Below are 16,934 nucleotides of genomic sequence, written 5' to 3' on the forward strand. Positions count from 1 at the left end.
TCAGCGCGTGATCTTCTTCGCGGCTTCGACCATCTGGTTCCAGCCGTCCGCCGCCGACTTGCCCTGTTCGACCGCCTGCAGGGCCGGGCTGGACGCGTTCTCCTGGATCTGGCCGTCGCCCGGGCCCTTGTACTGCGGCTTCTGGACCTTCTTGGCCTGCTCGGCGAACAGCTCGCCGACCTTCGTGCCGCCGAAGTAGTCGTCGGTCTTGCTCAGCAGCGCCGGGTCCGTCAGCGCTTTGACCTGGCTCGGGAAGGTGCCCTTGGCCTGGAACGCCTTGATCTGCTGCTCCGGCGCGGTCAGCCAGGCCGCGAGCTCGGCGGCCTCCTTCGGGTGCTTCGACTGCGTCGGGACGGTCAGGTACGAGCCGCCCCAGTTGCCGCCGCCGCCGGGGAAGGCCGCGGTGACCGCCCACTTGTTCGCGTTCTCCGGGCCCGCCTGCTCCTTGATCACGCCGAGCATCCAGGCGGGGCACACCTTCGTGGCGAACGCGCCCTGCTTGAAGCCGGTGTTCCACTCGTTGCTGAACGCGGTGAGCTTGGCCGACTCGCCCTTGGCGACGGCGTCGGTGACCTTGGTCCAGGCGTCCTTGATGCCCTGGTTGTTTTCGACGGCCAGCTTGTCGTCGCTGCCGATGTAACCCTGGGGGAGCTGGTTGACCATGGCGTTGAAGTTCTGCGCGGCCGAGTCGAACCAGGCCTTGCCCTTGCTCTTCTGCACGAAGTCCGCGCCGGCGGCGAAGTAGCTGTCCCAGGTGGCGAACAGCGACTTGACCGCCTCGGGGTCCTCCGGCAGGCCGGCGGCCTTGAACATGTCCTTGCGGTAGCACATGGCGAGCGGGCCGATGTCGGTCCCGTAGCCGATCAGCTTGCCGTCCTTGGTCTTGGCGGCGTCGTACTTCCAGCTCAGCCAGCGGTCGGGGGAGGCGTCGGCCGGCCCGATCTTGCTCAGGTCGTTGAACTTCGAACCCTTGTCGAGGAAGTCCGACAGGTGGCCCTCTTCGAGCGCCGTCACGTCGGCGAGGCCCGAGCCCGCGGCCATCTTGGTGACGAGTTCCTCGTGGTAGGGGCCGCCCTGGCCGGTCTTGCGGTGGGTGATCTTGATGTTGGGGTGCAGCCGCTCGTACTCCGGGATGAGCGCCTCGTAGCCGAACTCGGTGAACGTCGCCAGCGTCAGGTCCACGTGCTCGTTGGGAGCCGCTGCCGGCGGGGTTTCGTCACCGCCGCCGCCACAGGCCGTGGCGCCGAGCGCCGTCATCGTGATGCCCAGTGCGAGGACCAGGCCGTTCCGGATCGTTCTCACGTGTTCAACCACCTTGTTGACGGGAATGAGCGCTCTCACTGCTGGGAGCCCGACTGGGAGCGCTCCCAGGTGTGGCAGAGTCTGGTTGGGGCCTTCACCGGTGTCAAGGGGTTGTAACCGGAGCGTTTCCTGCGAGGAGCGCTCCCGGACGGTCGCGTGCGTGAACGTTAAGCTGTCGGGTGTCAGGGTGGATGTGGTGATTGAGGGCGGTGCCGTGGGGCCTCGAGCTGGGGATGAAGAACGGCCGACGCTGGAGGACGTCGCGGCGTTCGCCGGGGTGTCGCGGTCGACGGCGTCGCGCGCGTTGAACGACGACGCGTACGTCAGCGCGACGGCGCGCGAGAAGGTCCTCGCCGCGGCCCGCGACCTGGGTTATTCCCCGAACCAGGCGGCCCGGTCGCTGGTCACCCGCCGCACCGGGGCCGTCGCCGTGGTGCTGTCGGAGCCGGAGTCCCGGCTGCTCGACGACCCGTACCGCGCCGCCGTCATGCGTGCCGGTTATCGCGAGCTCGCCGACGTCGGCCGGCAGATGGTGCTGATCTTCAGCGACATCCGCGAGGACCTGAGCCGGACCGTCCGGTTCCTCGAGGGCGGGCACGTCGACGGCGCGCTGGTGTTCGCGCCGCACCGGGCCGACCCGCTGCCCAAGGCGCTGCGGCTGCTGCGCATCCCGGTGGTGTTCGGCGGCCAGGCGGCCGGCATCCGCCGCGGTGTCCACGTCGTCGACTTCGACAACGAGGGTGGCGCCCGGCTCGCGGTCGAGCACCTGGTCGCGGCCGGGCGGCGGCGGATCGCCACGATTGCCGGGCCGCAGGACCAGAGCGCCCCGATCGACCGGCTCGCCGGCTGGCGCAAGACCCTCCTGGACGCCGGGCTCGACCCCGCCGACCTGGTCGAAGAGGCCGACTTCACGCTGTCCGGCGGGGCGAACGCGATGTCCGCGCTGCTCACCCGCCACCCGGACCTCGACGCGGTGTTCGTCGCCAGCGACATGATGGCGGTCGGCGCGCTGCGCACCCTCGACGCGGCGGGCCGGCGCATCCCCGAGGACGTCGCGGTGGTCAGCTTCGACGACAACGCGACACTGGCCCCGGCGATGGACCCGCCCCTGACGTCGGTCCACCAGGACCCGCGCGAGCAGATCCACGCGATGGTCGAGACGATGCTGCAGCTGCTCGACGACCAGAGCCTCAAGCCGCGGCAGCAGATCCTCCCGGTCTCCCTGGCGGTCCGCGCCTCCAGCTGACGCCGTGTCGTCCGCCTGAGTACGCGTGTCGTCCCCTTAGGTACGCGTGTCGGCCATCGGTGTGCCGGCCGGAAGGGCGAATTCGCGTACCCGGAGGGTCGGTTCGCGTGCCTGGAGGGTCGGCTCGCGTGATCGGGTGGACGACACGCGTACCTGAACGGACGACACGCGCACCGGGATGGACGACACGAAGTAGGTCTGTGTCGAAAGGATCGACGCGGGCTGGGAGCGCTCCTGGTCGAGATGTACACCTTTGGCGCTAAACGGTGTTTCCTCGACACCCACCGTGACCGGCGTGCTGGGCCGGACGAGTGAACGGGCGACCATCGGGGGCGGCTGTTCAGGAGTGTTCAGCGGGCTCGCACCGGCCGGCAGCGTGGCTGTGACGTCCGCGGCCGCGGTGTCCTTCTGACTCGATTCTTTACAGGTGCGTTTCCGGCTGGCTACCGTCTGCGCCTGGAAGCGCTCCCAGATCGCTGGCTCCCTACGGACAAAGGAGTTCCGAAGCCATGCGTTCCTCTCCCCGATGGCGCCGAGTGCGCCGAACGCGCTGGTTACGCGGCCGCGCGCTGGCCCTGGCTTCGGCCGCGGTCGCGTTCACCGCCGGGCTGGTCGCCCCCACGTCGGCGCTCGCCGCCGACGTCGCCTGTTCCGTCACCTACACCACCAACGACTGGGACTCCGGATTCACCGCCAACGTCTCGCTGCGCAACGACGGCGCGGCCCTCGACAGCTGGAAGGTCGGCTGGACGTTCCTCGACGGCCAGAAGGTCCAGCAGGGCTGGAGCGCCACGTTCGCCCAGACCGGCGCCGCGGTCACCGCCACGAACCTCTCCTACAACGGCCACCTCGACACCGGGGCGAGCACCAGCTTCGGCTTCAACGGCTCGAAGGGCTCCGCCAACCGCCCGCCCACCGACTTCTCCGTCAACGGCACCGCCTGCACCGGCGCCAACAAAGCTCCGACCGTCAGCCTGACGGCACCGGTGTCGACCGGCACCTACTACGCCCCGGCCACCATCCCGCTCGCCGCGACCGCCGCCGACAGCGACGGCACGGTGAGCAAGGTCGAGTTCTACGCCGGCGACACCCTGCTGGCCACCGACACGGCCGCGCCGTTCGAAGGCAGCTGGGCGAGCGTCCCGGCCGGCACGTACTCGATCACGGCCAAGGCCTACGACAACAAGAACGCGTCGACGACGTCCAGCCCGGTCAGCGTGAAGGTCCTTTCCGGACCCACGATCGTCGCCGCCCCGGCGACCGCGCAGGTCAAGCAGGGCGGGACGACGACGTTCGCGGTCACCCTCGCCGGCGCGCCGACCGGCTCGGTCACCGTCGGCGTCGCCCGCACCGCGGGCAGCACGGACCTGACCGCGAGCCCCACGAGCCTCACCTTCACGACGGCGAACTGGAACACCCCGCAGAACGTCACCGTGAAGAGCGCCGACAACGGCGGGGCGCTGGGCAGCGCCACGTTCACCGCGAGCAGCAGCGGGTACACCGCGGCCACCGTGGCGGTCAGCGAGATCTCGGCGTCCACTTCGGACTACCAGGTCGAGTTCCTCAAGCAGTACAACAAGATCAAGGACCCGAACAACGGCTACTTCCGCAAGTTCGGCAGCATCCTGGTGCCCTACCACTCGATCGAGACGCTGATCGTCGAGGCGCCGGACCACGGCCACGAGACGACGTCGGAGGCGTTCAGCTACTACCTGTGGCTGGAGGCGTCCTACGGCCGGATCACCGGGGACTGGGCCCCGTTCAACCAGGCCTGGACCTCGATCGAGACCTACGCGATCCCGTCCGCGGCCGACCAGCCCGGCAACTCCGGTTACAACGCGAGCAAACCCGCGACCTACGCGGCGGAGTACCCGAGCCCGAAGTCGTACCCGTCGCAGCTGCAGAGCGGCGTCTCCGTCGGCAGTGACCCGATCGCGGCCGAGCTGAAGGCGGCCTACGGCTCGGCGGACGTCTACGGCATGCACTGGCTGCTCGACGTCGACAACATCTACAAGTTCGGCCACTGCGAGGACGGCACGAACACCGCGCCGGCGTTCATCAACACCTTCCAGCGCGGTTCGCAGGAGTCGGTCTGGGAGACGGTCACCCAGCCCAGCTGTGACGTCCTGAAGTTCGGCGGCAAGAACGGGTACCTCGACCTGTTCACCGGCGACTCGTCCTACGCGAAGCAGTGGAAGTACACCAACGCGCCCGACGCGGACGCCCGCGCCGTGCAGGTGGCCTTCCAGGCCGAGAAGTGGGCCGCCGCGCAGGGCAAGAGCTCGGACATCGCGGCCGTCGTCAAGAAGGCCTCGAAGATGGGCGACTACCTCCGGTACTCGCTGTTCGACAAGTACTTCAAGAAGATCGGCAACTGCGTCGGCGCGTCGAGCTGCGCCGCCGGCACCGGAAAGGACAGCGAGCACTACCTCGTCTCCTGGTACTACGCCTGGGGCGGCTCGATGGACTCGTCCAGCGCGTGGGCGTGGCGGATCGGGGACGGCGCGGCGCACCAGGGTTACCAGAACCCCTTGGCGGCGTACGCGTTGTCGACGGACCCGGGCCTGAAGGTGACGTCGGCGACCGGCGCGAGCGACTGGGCGACCAGTCTCGGCCGGCAGATGGAGTTCCTGCAGTGGCTCCAGTCGTCCGAAGGCGGCCTCGCCGGCGGCGCGACCAACAGCTGGGAAGGCCAGTACGGCACACCGCCGTCCGGCACGCCGACGTTCTACGGCATGTTCTACGACCAGCAGCCGGTCTGGCACGACCCGCCGAGCAACCAGTGGTTCGGCTTCCAGACCTGGGGCATGGAACGCATCGCCGAGTACTACCAGGCGACCGGCGACGCCCGGGCGAAGAAGATCCTCGACAAGTGGGTTCCGTGGGCCATCGCGGGCACCACGGTCGGGTCCGGCGGGAGCTTCCAGATCCCGGCCGACCTGACCTGGAGCGGCGCGCCGGACACCTGGAGCGCCACCAGCCCGGGTGCGAACAACGGCCTGCACGTCACGGTGAAGAACTACAACAACGACGTCGGTGTTGCGGCTTCGCTGTCGAAGACGTTGCTCTACTACGCCTCCGGCTCGGGCAACGCCCAGGCCAAGAGCGTGGGGGAGCAGCTGCTGACGGCGCTGTCGGCGAACGCGGACACCCAGGGCATCGCGGTGCCGGAGACCCGGACTGACTACAACCGGTTCGACGACGCCTACAACGCCACCACCGATCAGGGCCTGTACGTGCCCACCGGCTGGACCGGCACGATGCCGAACGGCGACCCGATCAATTCGAGCTCGACGTTCGCTTCGATCCGGTCGTTCTACCAGTCCGATCCGCAGTGGCCGAAGGTCCAGGCCTACCTCAACGGCGGGGCCGCCCCGACCTTCACCTACCACCGGTTCTGGGCGCAGTCGGAGATCGCCACGGCGTTCGCCGCCCACGTCGCCCTGTTCGGCTGAAAGGCACTCGATGAAGCGACTGCTCTCCCTCGCGGTCGCCGCACTGGTCGGGGGCGCCGTTCTCACGGCGTCCCCGGCCACCGCGGCCCCCGCGGCTGCCGGCACCGGCACGGGCTACTGGCACGCGTCGGGCTCCCAGCTCGTCGACGCCACCGGCGCGCCGGTCCGGATGACCGGCGTCAACTGGTTCGGCGCCGAGACCGGCAACTACTCGCCGCACGGCCTGTGGAGCCGCAACTACAAGGACATGCTCGACCAGATGGCGAGCCTCGGTTACAACACGCTGCGGCTGCCGTACTCCAACCAGCTCTTCGACCCCGGCGTCAAGCCGACCAGCATCGACGCCGTCCAGAACCCCGACCTGCAAGGGCTTTCCGGGCTCCAGGTGCTGGACAAGATCATCGGGTACGCGGGCACCAAGGGCATGCGCGTCATCCTCGACCAGCACCGGCCGGACTCCGGCGCGCAGTCCGCGCTCTGGTACACCAGCGCCTACCCCGAAAGCCGCTGGCTGTCCGACTGGACGATGCTCGCCCAGCACTACAAGGGCAACACCACGGTGATCGGCGCCGACCTGCACAACGAGCCGCACTCGATCCAGGGTGGCGGCGGCGCGTGCTGGGGCTGCGGTGACACCGCGACCGACTGGCGGCTGGCCGCCGAACGCGGCGGCAACGCCGTCCTGTCCGCCAACCCGGACTGGCTCGTCATCGTCGAGGGTGTCGACTGCGTCGGCGGCACCGGCGACCCGCAGTGCGGCTGGTGGGGCGGCAACCTCTCCGGCGCCCGCCAGTTCCCGGTGCGGCTGTCCAAACCGGACAAGCTCGTCTACTCGGCGCACGAGTACGCGACGTCGGTGTTCGCCCAGCCGTGGTTCTCCGACCCGTCGTTCCCGGCGAACCTGCCGGCGCTGTGGGACCACTTCTTCGGCTACCTGCACAAGGAGAAGATCGCGCCGGTGCTGCTCGGCGAGTTCGGCACCACGCTCGCCGACCCGCGCGACAAGACCTGGCTGCAGGAGCTGATGAAGTACTCGGGCACCGGCACGACCGGGATGAGCTTCACGTACTGGTCGTGGAACCCGAACTCCGGGGACACCGGTGGCATCCTCAACGACGACTGGACCACGGTCAACCAGGCCAAGCAGGCGATCCTCCAGCCGTACCTGATCCCGCCGGTCGGCGGGGGCGGGACGACCGATCCGCCGCCCGCGGTGAGCTGCGGGGTCACCTACCACGTCGATAACGCGTGGCAGGGCGGCTTCGTCGCCTCCGTGACGCTCAAGAACACCGGCACCACCCCGCTGAAGACCTGGGCGCTCGGCTGGACCGTGCCGTCCGGGACGCAGATCACCGGCGGCTGGGGCGCCACCGTCACCCAGTCCGGGCAGCAGGCGACCGCCAAGGCCCCCACCTGGGCGCCCGACCTGGCCGGCGGCGCTTCGACGTCGATCGGCATCCAGGCGACCGGGGCTTCCACCGGCTCGCCCAGCGGCTTCGCCGTCGGCGCGACCGCGTGCACCACCTGACCCGTCCACCGAACACGAAGGAGCACACTCGATGAAGAGTGAATTCTGGTCCGCGAGGAGGAAGTCACGGCTCGCCGTGGCGTCCTCGGTGACGGCCGCGGCCGTCGTGGCCGGCCTGGTGGTGGCCGGCGGCAGCCCGGCGGTCGCCGCCGCCGGCTGCAAGGTGACCTACACGGTGAACCAGTGGGACACCGGGTTCACCGCGAACGTCGCGGTGACCAACCTCGGCGACGCCGTCTCCAGCTGGGACGTCCAGTGGGACTTCGCCGGCAACCAGCAGGTGCAGCAGGGCTGGAGCGCCACGTTCAGCCAGAGCGGCAAGCACGTGAGCGCGAAGAACCCGTCGTGGGGCGGCGCGCTCGGGTCGAACGCGTCGGCGAGCTTCGGCTTCAACGGCTCGTACTCGGGCACGAACGCCATCCCGGCGTCGTTCTCGCTCAACGGCGTCACCTGCGACGGCGGCACCACCACCACTCCGACCACCACGCCGACCACCCCGACGACGCCCACCACGACGCCGACGACCACGACCACACCCCAGCCGGGAACCCATGTCGACAACCCGTACGTCGGGTCCAAGGGGTACGTGAACCCGGACTGGTCGGCGTCGGTGACCGCCGCGGCCGCAACCACGGGCGGCACGCTCGGCTCCCAGATGGCCAAGGTGGCGAACACCTCGACCGCGGTGTGGCTCGACCGGATCGCGGCGATCGAAGGCACGTCGAGCGCGCGCGGCCTGCGCGGGCACCTCGACGCGGCGCTGGCCCAGCAGAGCGGCGGGACGCCGGTGACGATCCAGATCGTCGTCTACGACCTGCCGAACCGCGACTGCGCGGCGCTGGCGTCCAACGGTGAGCTGCAGGCCGGCTCGAACGGCCTGGCCCGGTACAAGAGCGAGTACATCGACCCGATCGCGTCGATCCTCTCGGACGCGAAGTACGCGCCGCTGCGGGTCGTGGCGGTCGTCGAACCGGACTCGCTGCCCAACCTGATCACCAACACCGCGACGGCCAAGTGCGCCGAAGCGCAGTCCACCGGGGCCTACACCCAGGGCATCCAGTACGCGCTGAACAAGCTGCACGCGATCTCCAACGTCTACAACTACCTGGACATCGCGCACTCGGCGTGGCTGGGCTGGGACAGCAACTTCCAGCCGTTCGTGAACCTGGTGAAGCAGACGCTGCAGGGCACGACGGCCGGGGTGAACAGCATCGACGGCTTCATCAGCGACACGGCGAACTACACGCCGCTGACCGAGCCGAACCTGCCGGACTCGAGCCTCACCGTCGGGGGCCAGCCCCTGCGGTCGGCGACCTTCTACCAGTGGAACCCGTACTTCGCCGAGGTGCCGTTCGCCACGGCGATGTACAACGCGTTCGTCTCCGCGGGCCTGCCGAGCGGCATCGGCATGCTGGTCGACACCTCCCGCAACGGCTGGGGCGGCTCGGCCCGGCCGAGCGGTGCCTCCGGATCCACTGTGGACGCCTACGTCAACTCGGGCCGGATCGACCGGCGGCTGCACCGCGGCAACTGGTGCAACCAGAGCGGGGCCGGGCTGGGCGTGCGCCCGACGGTGTCGCCGGCGGCGCACTTCGACGCCTACGTCTGGATCAAGCCGCCGGGTGAGTCCGACGGCGCGAGCTCGCAGATCCCGAACGACGAGGGCAAGGGCTTCGACCGGATGTGCGACCCGACCTACCACGGCAGCGACCAGGCGAACGGCGGCAACCTGACCGGCGCCCTGCCGAACTCGCCGCTGTCCGGCAAGTGGTTCCAGGCCCAGTTCGAGCAGCTGGTCCAGAACGCCTACCCGGCGGTGCAGTAAGACATCCCGGGCCGGGCGGTGCCGCGCAGCCGCCGTCCGGCCCGGGTTTCCACCCCGTCCCGGCACCGAAGAGGAGATTCCATGAAGAACCGGCTACGGGCCACACTGGCGTCGTTCGGAGCCGCGACCCTGCTGCTGTCCGGCGGTGTCGCGCTGACCGCCCCACCGGCGGCCGCGGACACGCAGCTGTGCGACAAGTACGGCTCGCTGCGCATCCAGGGCGGCCGCTACAGGTCCGCTCGCTCGGCTCGCTGACGTCCCGGGTGGCCTACACGACCGTCCAGTCGGGACAGTGGGACGCGGCCTACGACGTCTGGTACGACCCCGCGCCGAACCCGGCGGGCCAGAACACCGGCGCCGAAGTCATGATCTGGGGCAACCACCGCGGCGCCCCGCAACCGGTCGGCAGTGTCATCGGCACCGCGCAGCTCGCCGGGGCGACGTGGAACGTCTGGTCCGGCAACATCGGCTGGAACGTCATCTCCTACGTCCGCACCAGCGGGACGGACAGCCTCGACGTCAACCTCGCCGACTTCACCCGGGACGCGGTGGGCCGCGGCAAGATCAGCGACGCCTGGTACCTGACGAGTGTCCAGTTCGGCTTCGAGCCGTGGGAGGGCCAGACCGGGCTCGGGGTGCGCTCGTTCAGCGTGTCGGGCTAGAGGTTCTTCCGGAAGGACAGCCGGTCCAGCCCCGGCCCGTCGTAGTCGGGCTGGACCGGCAGGCCGTCGAACTCCTCCGGGCCCGGCTCGGTGACGAACCCCATCCGGGTGTGGAACGCGTGGGAGCCCTTGTTCACCGGCGAGGTGATCGCCCGCACCACCGAGCGCCCGTGCGCCCGGCTGTAGGCGAAGAAGCGCTCGTACAGCTCCGCGCCGAGCCCGTTGCCGCGTTCGGCGGGGTCGACACCCACGAAGTGGATGTAGCTCTCGGCCGGCCGGGACGGCGAGAGGAAGCCGATCAGGAACGCCACGATCCGCTCGTCCGAGGTGACCAGGAAGCTGCTCTCGGTGAAGTGCTGGAACATCAGCTTGGGCAGGAGCAGAGCCCGTTGGCGGGAGGCTTCCGGGCCGCCCATGCCGTCCCACCAGGTGTCGAGGACGGCCAGCACCGGCAGGTGGTCTTCGGGACCCGGGCGGCGGAGGTCGTAGTGCCGCCAAGGTGTGGAGAGGGGAGTGGTCATGACCGGCACCCTGCCTGCTCCGGCGTGCCCGCGCGAGCGGGTTTTGCCGGTCCCGGCCTCACGGCACGACCCGGTGCACGCCCACCAGCACCTGCTGCCAGACCGCGGCCGGGCCGGCGCCCTGCTCGACGGCCTTGAGGGCGGGCGCGATCACCGTCTCCTGGATCTCGCCGTCACCCGGGCCCTTGTACTGCGGCTTCCCGACCTTCTGGGCCTGCGCGACGAACACCTGCCCGCTCAGCGCCCCGCCGAAGTAGCCGTTCATCTCGCTGAGCAGGTCGGGCGAGGTGAAGGCGTCGACCTGGCTGGGGAAGTTCCCGCTCACCCGGAACGCGTGCAGCTGCTGCTCGGGCGCGGTCAGCCACGCGGCGAGCGCGGCGGCCTCCTTCGGGTGGGCGCTCGAGGACGGCACGGTCAGGTACGAGCCGCCCCAGTTGCCGCCGCCGTCCGGGAAGGCGTCGGTGATCGCCCACTTGCCCGCGTTGCCGATCCCGGCCTGCTGCTCGATGACACCGAGCATCCACGAGGGACAGACCTTCGTCGCGAAGGTGCCGAGGCGCAGGCCGTTGTTGCCGTCGTCGGCGAAGGCGGTGAGCCCGGCGGACTGCTTCTGCGCGACGGCACCGGTGACCTGGTCCCAGGCGGCCCGGACCGCGGTGTTCGTCTCGAGCGTCGGGTGGTCCTCGCGGTCGAGGTAGCCGACCGGGAGCTGGTTGACCATGGCGTTGAAGGTCTGCGCGGCCGAGTCGAACCAGGCCTTGCCCTTCGAGCGCTTGACGTAGCGCTCGCCCGCCTGGAAGTAGCTGTCCCAGGTTGCGAACATCGTCTTCACCGAGCCCGGGTCGGTGGGCAGCCCGGCCGCTTCGAGCAGGTCCTTGCGGAAGCACATGGCCAGCGGGCCGATGTCCGTGCCGTAACCGACGAGCTTGCCGTCCTTGCTGCGGCCGGCTTCGTACTTCCATTCCAGCCAGCGCCCGGGCTTCACGTCCGCGGGGCCGATCTCGGCGAGGTCGCTGAACTTCCCGGACTGCGCCATGACGTCGGAAAGGTGGCCCTCCTCGACGGCCTGGACGTCGGCGAGCCCCTGGCCGCTGCGCAGCTTGGCCAGCAGGTCCTGGTGGTACGGGCCGCCCTGCTCGGTCCGGACCTGGTTGATGGTGATCCCGGGGTGGGTGAACTCGTAGCCGGGGATGAGGTCGTCGTAGCCGAACTGCCCGAAGGTGGCCAGCGTCAGCGTGATCTGCTCGGGGGTGCCGGGGCCGCACCCGCCGGTCAGGACGAGCAGGACGGCGGTGACGGCGAAGGCCAGCCGTCTTCGGATCTGCCTCATGTGCGCGCACTCCCCGTTCCCGGCTCACTCCCTCGTGATTGGGAGCGCTCCCGGACGCAGTCTTGTTTCCGCGGGCGCCGGGTGTCAAGGTGCGCGACTGCGGGTGCCCGCCCGGACACGGACTCGAGCGGAGGTGCGCGGTGAAGCGGCCGACCATCACCGACATCGCGCGGGAAGCGGGAGTGTCCAAAGGGGCCGTTTCGTACGCGCTCAACGGCCGCCCGGGTGTTTCGGAGGCGACCCGGCGCCGGATCACCGAAATCGCGAAGCGGCTCGGCTGGTCCCCGAGCAGCACCGCGCGCGCCCTGTCCGGCGGCCGGTCCGGCGCGATCGGCCTGGTGCTCGACCGGCCACCGGAAGAGTTCTTCGTGGCCTTGCTCGACGGGTTCGAGCAGGAGCTGCTGCTGCAGATCGCGCCGGGGTACGACGCTTCGCTGGCCGTTTACCGCCGCTGGCACGCCGAGCGGAGGGTCGACGGCGTGCTGCTCACCGGACCGGGGTGCGCCGCGGAGGTGAAGGGGATCGGCCTGGCGGCGGTGGTGCTCGGCGGCGCGGGCGGGGTGCCGGGTGTGCCGTCGGTGTGGGTGGACGACGTGGCCGGGGCGGGTGAAGTGCTCGAGTACCTGGTCGCGCTGGGACACCGGCGGGTGGTCCGGATCGCGGGAGTGGCGCCGTTCGCGGATTCCCGGGCGCGCGAGCAGGCGTTCGCCGCGGCGGTGGACCGGCTGGGACTGCGCGGCGGGCCGGCCGGTGGTGCCGGGATCGGCCCGACCGGGCAGCCTGCTGAATCCGACGGCCCCGGTGCGGGGATCGTCCGGCCCGGGGATCCGGCGTTCAGGGTGGCGGCGGAGAGATTCGGACTCCGTGGTGTGCCCAACGCGGATGCCGAGGACCGCGGTGGCGGTTCGTGGACCGCCGGTTCCGATGGTCGGAGTGCGGGTCCGGCCGGTTTCGAAGCCGGGGCAGGCGGTTCCCGCCCGGGCGCCGGGAACCGTGGTGGTGGTGCGGGCGCGGCCGGTTCGTGGGCCGCCGGCTCCGGAAACCGTGGTGCCGAAGCCGGCACAGGGCTTTCCCAACCGGGCACCGGGAACCGTGGTGGCGGTGCGGGCGCCGGCGGTGCGTGGGCCGCCGGTTCCGGAAACCGTGGTGGCGGTGCGGGCACAGCCGGTCCGTGGGCCGCCGGCTCCGGGAGCCGTGGTGCCGAAGCCTCCGCAGGGCTCTCCCTCCCGGGCACCGTCCACACCGAACCCTCGGCCGACGCGGTCCGGCGTGTCCTCACCGCGCATCCCCGGCCCACCGCGCTCCTCTGCGACACCGACTGGCTCGCCGTGGCCGCGCTCGCCGCCGCGCGGGAGCTCGGCCTTGCCGTTCCCGGGGACCTCTCCGTCGTCTCGTGGGACGACACCCCGCTCTGCCGCCTGGTCCGCCCGGCCCTCACCGCCGTCCGGCGGCCCCTCGCCGAGCTCGGCACGCTCGCCGCGTCGGTCCTGGGTGACCTCCTGGCCGGGGAAGAGCCCGGCGACGTGTGTGCCTCCCGGCCGCGGCTGATCACCCGCGGCAGCACCGGTCCCGTCCGGTGACGAGGGCCGGTGCTGCCGTCCACATCGGACGTCTCAGGTGCCCTGGCAGGTCGGCGTCGGCTGGGCCGGGTTGCTCCCGGACGCGTTGACGACCAGTCCGAAGGTGGTCTGGCCGTCCGGGGCTATCCGGCCGTTCCAGTCGGCGTTGCGGACCGTGACCACGGAGCCGGATTGGCTGAGCGCGCCGTTCCAGACGCTGCCGACCGTCTGGCCCGTGGGCAGCGTCCAGCCCACCTGCCAGCCGCCGTAGGGCGTCGTGCCGTGGTTCATCACCGTCACCGTGGCCTGGTAGCCGCCGCTCCAGGCGTTGGTGATCTCGTACATCGCCATGCACGACCCGCCGGTCGGCGGGGGATCGGTGGGCGTGGTCGGCGTGGTGGTCGGTGTGCCGGGTGAGTGGACGCCGGTGACCTCGCCGTGCCCGCCGTCGAACGTGACGTCCGAGCAGCCGTAGAACGTCTCGGCGCTGTCGGAGCGCTTCCAGACCGAATAGACGATGTGCCGGCCCGACTTGTTCGACGGCAGCGCGCCGGTCCACTTGTACTGCCCGTCCACCGTGCCGACCTGGCCGGTCACCGCCGGGTGGTCCACGGTCAGGAACGGCTGGTCCTCCAGCGAGTCCCAGGTGAGCGGCGCCGAGGGATCCCAGCCGTCCTTCGTGACGTAGGTGTAGAACCAGCCGGGGTGCGCGGCCCACGCGTTGTACGAGAAGTCGAACGTGGCCCCGGCGGTGAGGTGGGTCAGCGGCCAGTCGCCGACCTGGTCGAAGCCGGCGTAGCCCGGGTTCCCGCCGGAGCACAGCTTCCCGTCCGGGATGAACCCGCGGGTGCGCCCGGCGCCGTCCGAGCGCAGCACGGCGAACCAGTTGTACAGCGAGTTGGCGCCGCTGGTGTTCACCGCGGCCGAGCAGGCCGGGTTCTGCGGGATGATCTGGCCGGTCGAGCTGAGCCCGTCCTGCCAGCACAGGAACGTCCGGCTGCCCGGTTTCATCAGGGCGCCGTGCGCTTCGGCGGTGCCGGTGTTCAACAGGATGGCCGTCAGGCTTGCCAGCAACACGGTGACGGCGGCGAGGATCGTACTTCGTCTCCTGGTCACGTCTGTCCCTTCGTCGGGTAGCGTGCGTCGAAGACTGGGAGCGCTCTCAAGGTCAGGATACGCGGTGCCGCGCCTGCGGAACAGCCCGCGGTGACCCGGGCGCGGGCGTTGGCCTACGTTGGCGGAGGCCGTCGATCACCGAGAAAGGCATCGTGTGGAAAGTCCGTCATCGGTTCCCGCCTGGGTGCGGGCCGAACCCGCCCGGCTGCTCGGTTTCGCCGCCCGCGCGGCGCACCCCGGCGGCGGGTTCGCCTGGCTCGACAACACCGGCCGCCCGGTGCTCGACCGGCCCGTCGAAACCTGGATCACCTGCCGGATGACGCACGTCTTCGCGCTGGCCTCCCTGCAGGGTGAGGACACGGGCGAGCAGGTCGCGCGCGGCGTCGCGGCGCTGACGAGCCTGCTGCGTGACCCGGACCACGGTGGCTGGTACGCGACGACAACGTTGTCAGAGAAGCGCGCCTACGAGCACGCGTTTGTCGTCCTGGCGGCGTCGAGCGCGGTGGCCGCCGGCGCCGAGGGGGCGGAACCGCTGCTGGCCGAGGCCCTGGACGTGGTCGAACGCCGCTTCTGGGAACCCGGCCCCGGCCGCGTCGCCGACGTCTGGGACCGCGGCTGGACGCGGCTGGAGGACTACCGCGGGGCCAACGCCAACATGCACACCGTCGAGGCGTTCCTGGCCGCGGCCGACGTCACCGGCGACGCGGTCTGGGCCGCCCGTGCGTTGTCCATTGTGGACAAGCTGGTGCACGGCGAAGCCCGCGCGCACGACTGGCGGCTGCCGGAGCACTACGACGCGGGCTGGCACGTGCTCCTGGACCACAACCGGGCCGAGCCCGCGCACCCGTTCCGCCCCTTCGGCGCGACGATCGGGCACCTCTTCGAGTGGGCACGGTTGGCCGTGCACCTCAAGCGGGCCCTCGGCGGCACCGCGCCCGCGTGGCTGGTGCCCGACGCGGCGGCGCTGTTCACCACCGCGGTGCGCGACGGCTGGAGCGTCGACGGTCACCCGGGATTCGTCTACACCACCGACTTCGCCGGGACACCGGTGGTGCGCACCCGGCTGCACTGGGTGGTGGCGGAGGCGATCGCCGCCGCGTGGACGCTGCACCAGGAGACCGGCGACCCGGCCTACCTCGAGCGGTTCCGGGAATGGTGCGAGCACGCCGAGGCCTGCTTTGCCGACCGCGAACTCGGCTCGTGGCACCACGAGCTCGACCCGGAGAACCGGCCCGCCGCGACGGTCTGGGCCGGCAAACCGGACATCTACCACGCCTACCAGGCGACGCTGCTGCCCGCACTCCCGGCGGCCGCGTCGTTCGCCGGGGCCCTGAAGCCGCGCCGCTAGACTGCCGAAGCCGTCCTTCCCCGACAAGGAGAACCATGTCGCCTTTCGCCGCCGCCGAGAACCGGTACGCGGACATGCCGTACCGGCGGGCCGGGCGCAGCGGGCTGAAGCTGCCCGCCGTGTCGCTCGGCCTGTGGCACAACTTCGGGGACGACAAGCCGCTCGACGTCCAGCGCGCGGTGCTGCGCCGGGCGTTCGACCTCGGCGTGACCCACTTCGACCTGGCCAACAACTACGGCCCGCCGCCGGGCGCGGCCGAGGCGAACTTCGGCCGGCACTACGCCGCCGACTTCCGCCCGTACCGCGACGAGATCCTGGTGTCGTCCAAGGCGGGCTACCTGATGTGGGACGGCCCCTACGGCGAGTGGGGCTCGCGCAAGAACCTCCTCGCCAGCCTGGACCAGAGCCTCGCGCGCACCGGCCTGGACCACTTCGACGTCTTTTACTCGCACCGCCCGGACCCGGAGACGCCGATCGAGGAGACGATGGGCGCCCTCGACACAGCCGTCCGGTCGGGGAAGGCGCTTTACGCGGGCATTTCCAACTACTCGCCGGAACAGACGGAAGCCGCGCTCGGCGCGCTGAAGGAGCTCGGCACGCCGCTGCTGATCCACCAGCCGTCGTACTCGATCCTGAACCGCTGGGTGGAGGACGGCCTCCAGGACACCCTCGACGAGCACGGCGTCGGCTCGATCGCCTACTCGCCGCTGAGCCAGGGCCTGCTGACCGACCGCTACCTCGACGGCGTCCCGGCCGACTCGCGGGCGGCCGGCGCCAGCCCGTTCCTCACGAAGGACCGGCTGACCGAGGAGACCCTGGCGACGATCCGCGCGCTGAACGACGTCGCGAAGCGGCGCGGGCAGACGCTGGCGCAGCTGGCCATCGCCTGGGTGCTGCGGCGCGGCCGCGTCACCTCCGCGCTGATCGGCGCCAGCAGCGTCGCGCAGCTCGAGAACACCGTCGCGGCCACTGCGAACCTCGAGTTCACCGACGACGAGCTGGCCGAGATCGACCGGATCGCCGCGGCCTGACAGCGTCGATC

13 protein-coding genes are annotated in these 16,934 nt (G+C 70.7%); 9 read left to right on the forward strand and 4 right to left on the reverse strand.

What is annotated here, in order from left to right:
• Nucleotides 1–1,302: an ABC transporter substrate-binding protein gene (locus tag ACIA5G_RS31910; protein ID WP_395929893.1), complete on the reverse strand. Its 1,302-nt coding sequence runs from the start codon at nucleotides 1,300–1,302 to the stop codon at nucleotides 1–3.
• A gap of 250 nt (nucleotides 1,303–1,552) precedes the next feature.
• On the opposite strand from ACIA5G_RS31910, the gene ACIA5G_RS31915 reads away from it, so the two are divergent.
• From ACIA5G_RS31915 to ACIA5G_RS31940, 6 genes are all read left to right on the forward strand, one after another.
• Nucleotides 1,553–2,548, forward strand: coding sequence for a LacI family DNA-binding transcriptional regulator (locus ACIA5G_RS31915; protein WP_395930328.1), 996 nt, complete (start codon nucleotides 1,553–1,555; stop codon nucleotides 2,546–2,548).
• A gap of 509 nt (nucleotides 2,549–3,057) precedes the next feature.
• Nucleotides 3,058–6,003 carry a glycoside hydrolase family 48 protein gene (locus ACIA5G_RS31920; protein WP_395929896.1) on the forward strand — a complete coding sequence of 982 codons (2,946 nt, stop codon included), beginning with the start codon at nucleotides 3,058–3,060 and terminating at the stop codon, nucleotides 6,001–6,003.
• 10 nt (nucleotides 6,004–6,013) lie between these two features.
• On the forward strand, nucleotides 6,014–7,531 hold the full coding sequence (locus ACIA5G_RS31925) for a cellulase family glycosylhydrolase (protein ID WP_395929898.1): 1,518 nt from the start codon (nucleotides 6,014–6,016) through the stop codon (nucleotides 7,529–7,531).
• 31 nt (nucleotides 7,532–7,562) lie between these two features.
• Nucleotides 7,563–9,356, forward strand: coding sequence for a glycoside hydrolase family 6 protein (locus tag ACIA5G_RS31930; protein ID WP_395929900.1), 1,794 nt, complete (start codon nucleotides 7,563–7,565; stop codon nucleotides 9,354–9,356).
• Nucleotides 9,357–9,437: 81 nt separating this feature from the next.
• A complete protein-coding gene (locus tag ACIA5G_RS31935; protein ID WP_395929902.1) occupies nucleotides 9,438–9,611 on the forward strand; it encodes a hypothetical protein in 174 nt (57 codons plus the stop codon).
• 8 nt (nucleotides 9,612–9,619) lie between these two features.
• Complete coding sequence (locus ACIA5G_RS31940; RefSeq protein WP_395929904.1) at nucleotides 9,620–10,018, forward strand: hypothetical protein; 399 nt, start codon at nucleotides 9,620–9,622, stop codon at nucleotides 10,016–10,018.
• Here the strand turns inward: ACIA5G_RS31940 and ACIA5G_RS31945 are convergent.
• Together ACIA5G_RS31945 and ACIA5G_RS31950 are read right to left on the reverse strand one after the other, a co-directional pair.
• Nucleotides 10,015–10,539: a GNAT family N-acetyltransferase gene (locus ACIA5G_RS31945; protein WP_395929906.1), complete on the reverse strand. Its 525-nt coding sequence runs from the start codon at nucleotides 10,537–10,539 to the stop codon at nucleotides 10,015–10,017. The two genes, ACIA5G_RS31940 and ACIA5G_RS31945, sit on opposite strands and share 4 nt — an antisense overlap.
• A gap of 58 nt (nucleotides 10,540–10,597) precedes the next feature.
• Nucleotides 10,598–11,869, reverse strand: a complete 1,272-nt coding sequence (locus tag ACIA5G_RS31950; RefSeq protein WP_395929908.1) for an ABC transporter substrate-binding protein — start codon at nucleotides 11,867–11,869, stop codon at nucleotides 10,598–10,600.
• 140 nt (nucleotides 11,870–12,009) lie between these two features.
• Here ACIA5G_RS31950 and ACIA5G_RS31955 point away from each other — a divergent pair, with 140 nt between their 5' ends.
• On the forward strand, nucleotides 12,010–13,449 hold the full coding sequence (locus ACIA5G_RS31955) for a LacI family DNA-binding transcriptional regulator (RefSeq protein WP_395929910.1): 1,440 nt from the start codon (nucleotides 12,010–12,012) through the stop codon (nucleotides 13,447–13,449).
• A gap of 33 nt (nucleotides 13,450–13,482) precedes the next feature.
• Here ACIA5G_RS31955 and ACIA5G_RS31960 read toward each other — a convergent pair whose 3' ends face one another.
• Nucleotides 13,483–14,544 (reverse strand): lytic polysaccharide monooxygenase, encoded by a 1,062-nt coding sequence (locus ACIA5G_RS31960; protein WP_395929912.1) that lies wholly within the window; start codon nucleotides 14,542–14,544, stop codon nucleotides 13,483–13,485.
• A 154-nt stretch (nucleotides 14,545–14,698) separates the two neighbouring features.
• Here ACIA5G_RS31960 and ACIA5G_RS31965 point away from each other — a divergent pair, with 154 nt between their 5' ends.
• Both ACIA5G_RS31965 and mgrA read left to right on the forward strand, forming a co-directional pair.
• The gene (locus ACIA5G_RS31965; protein WP_395929914.1) at nucleotides 14,699–15,892 is read left to right on the forward strand and encodes an AGE family epimerase/isomerase; all 1,194 of its coding nucleotides are present in this window, start codon (nucleotides 14,699–14,701) and stop codon (nucleotides 15,890–15,892) included.
• A 35-nt stretch (nucleotides 15,893–15,927) separates the two neighbouring features.
• Nucleotides 15,928–16,923 carry an L-glyceraldehyde 3-phosphate reductase gene (gene mgrA / locus ACIA5G_RS31970; RefSeq protein ID WP_395929916.1) on the forward strand — a complete coding sequence of 332 codons (996 nt, stop codon included), beginning with the start codon at nucleotides 15,928–15,930 and terminating at the stop codon, nucleotides 16,921–16,923.
• Nucleotides 16,924–16,934 lie beyond the last annotated feature (11 nt).

The sequence above is a fragment of the Amycolatopsis sp. NPDC051758 genome, from assembly GCF_044453095.1.
Taxonomy (GTDB): domain Bacteria; phylum Actinomycetota; class Actinomycetes; order Mycobacteriales; family Pseudonocardiaceae; genus Amycolatopsis.

Coding starts and splice junctions, on each gene's coding strand:
- ACIA5G_RS31935 (WP_395929902.1), top strand. CDS start 9,438: ATGAAGAACCGGCTACGGGCCACACTGGCGTCGTTCGGAGCCGCGACC.
- ACIA5G_RS31925 (WP_395929898.1), top strand. CDS start 6,014: ATGAAGCGACTGCTCTCCCTCGCGGTCGCCGCACTGGTCGGGGGCGCC.
- ACIA5G_RS31930 (WP_395929900.1), top strand. CDS start 7,563: ATGAAGAGTGAATTCTGGTCCGCGAGGAGGAAGTCACGGCTCGCCGTG.
- ACIA5G_RS31945 (WP_395929906.1), bottom strand. CDS start 10,539: ATGACCACTCCCCTCTCCACACCTTGGCGGCACTACGACCTCCGCCGC.
- ACIA5G_RS31950 (WP_395929908.1), bottom strand. CDS start 11,869: ATGAGGCAGATCCGAAGACGGCTGGCCTTCGCCGTCACCGCCGTCCTG.
- ACIA5G_RS31920 (WP_395929896.1), top strand. CDS start 3,058: ATGCGTTCCTCTCCCCGATGGCGCCGAGTGCGCCGAACGCGCTGGTTA.
- mgrA (WP_395929916.1), top strand. CDS start 15,928: ATGTCGCCTTTCGCCGCCGCCGAGAACCGGTACGCGGACATGCCGTAC.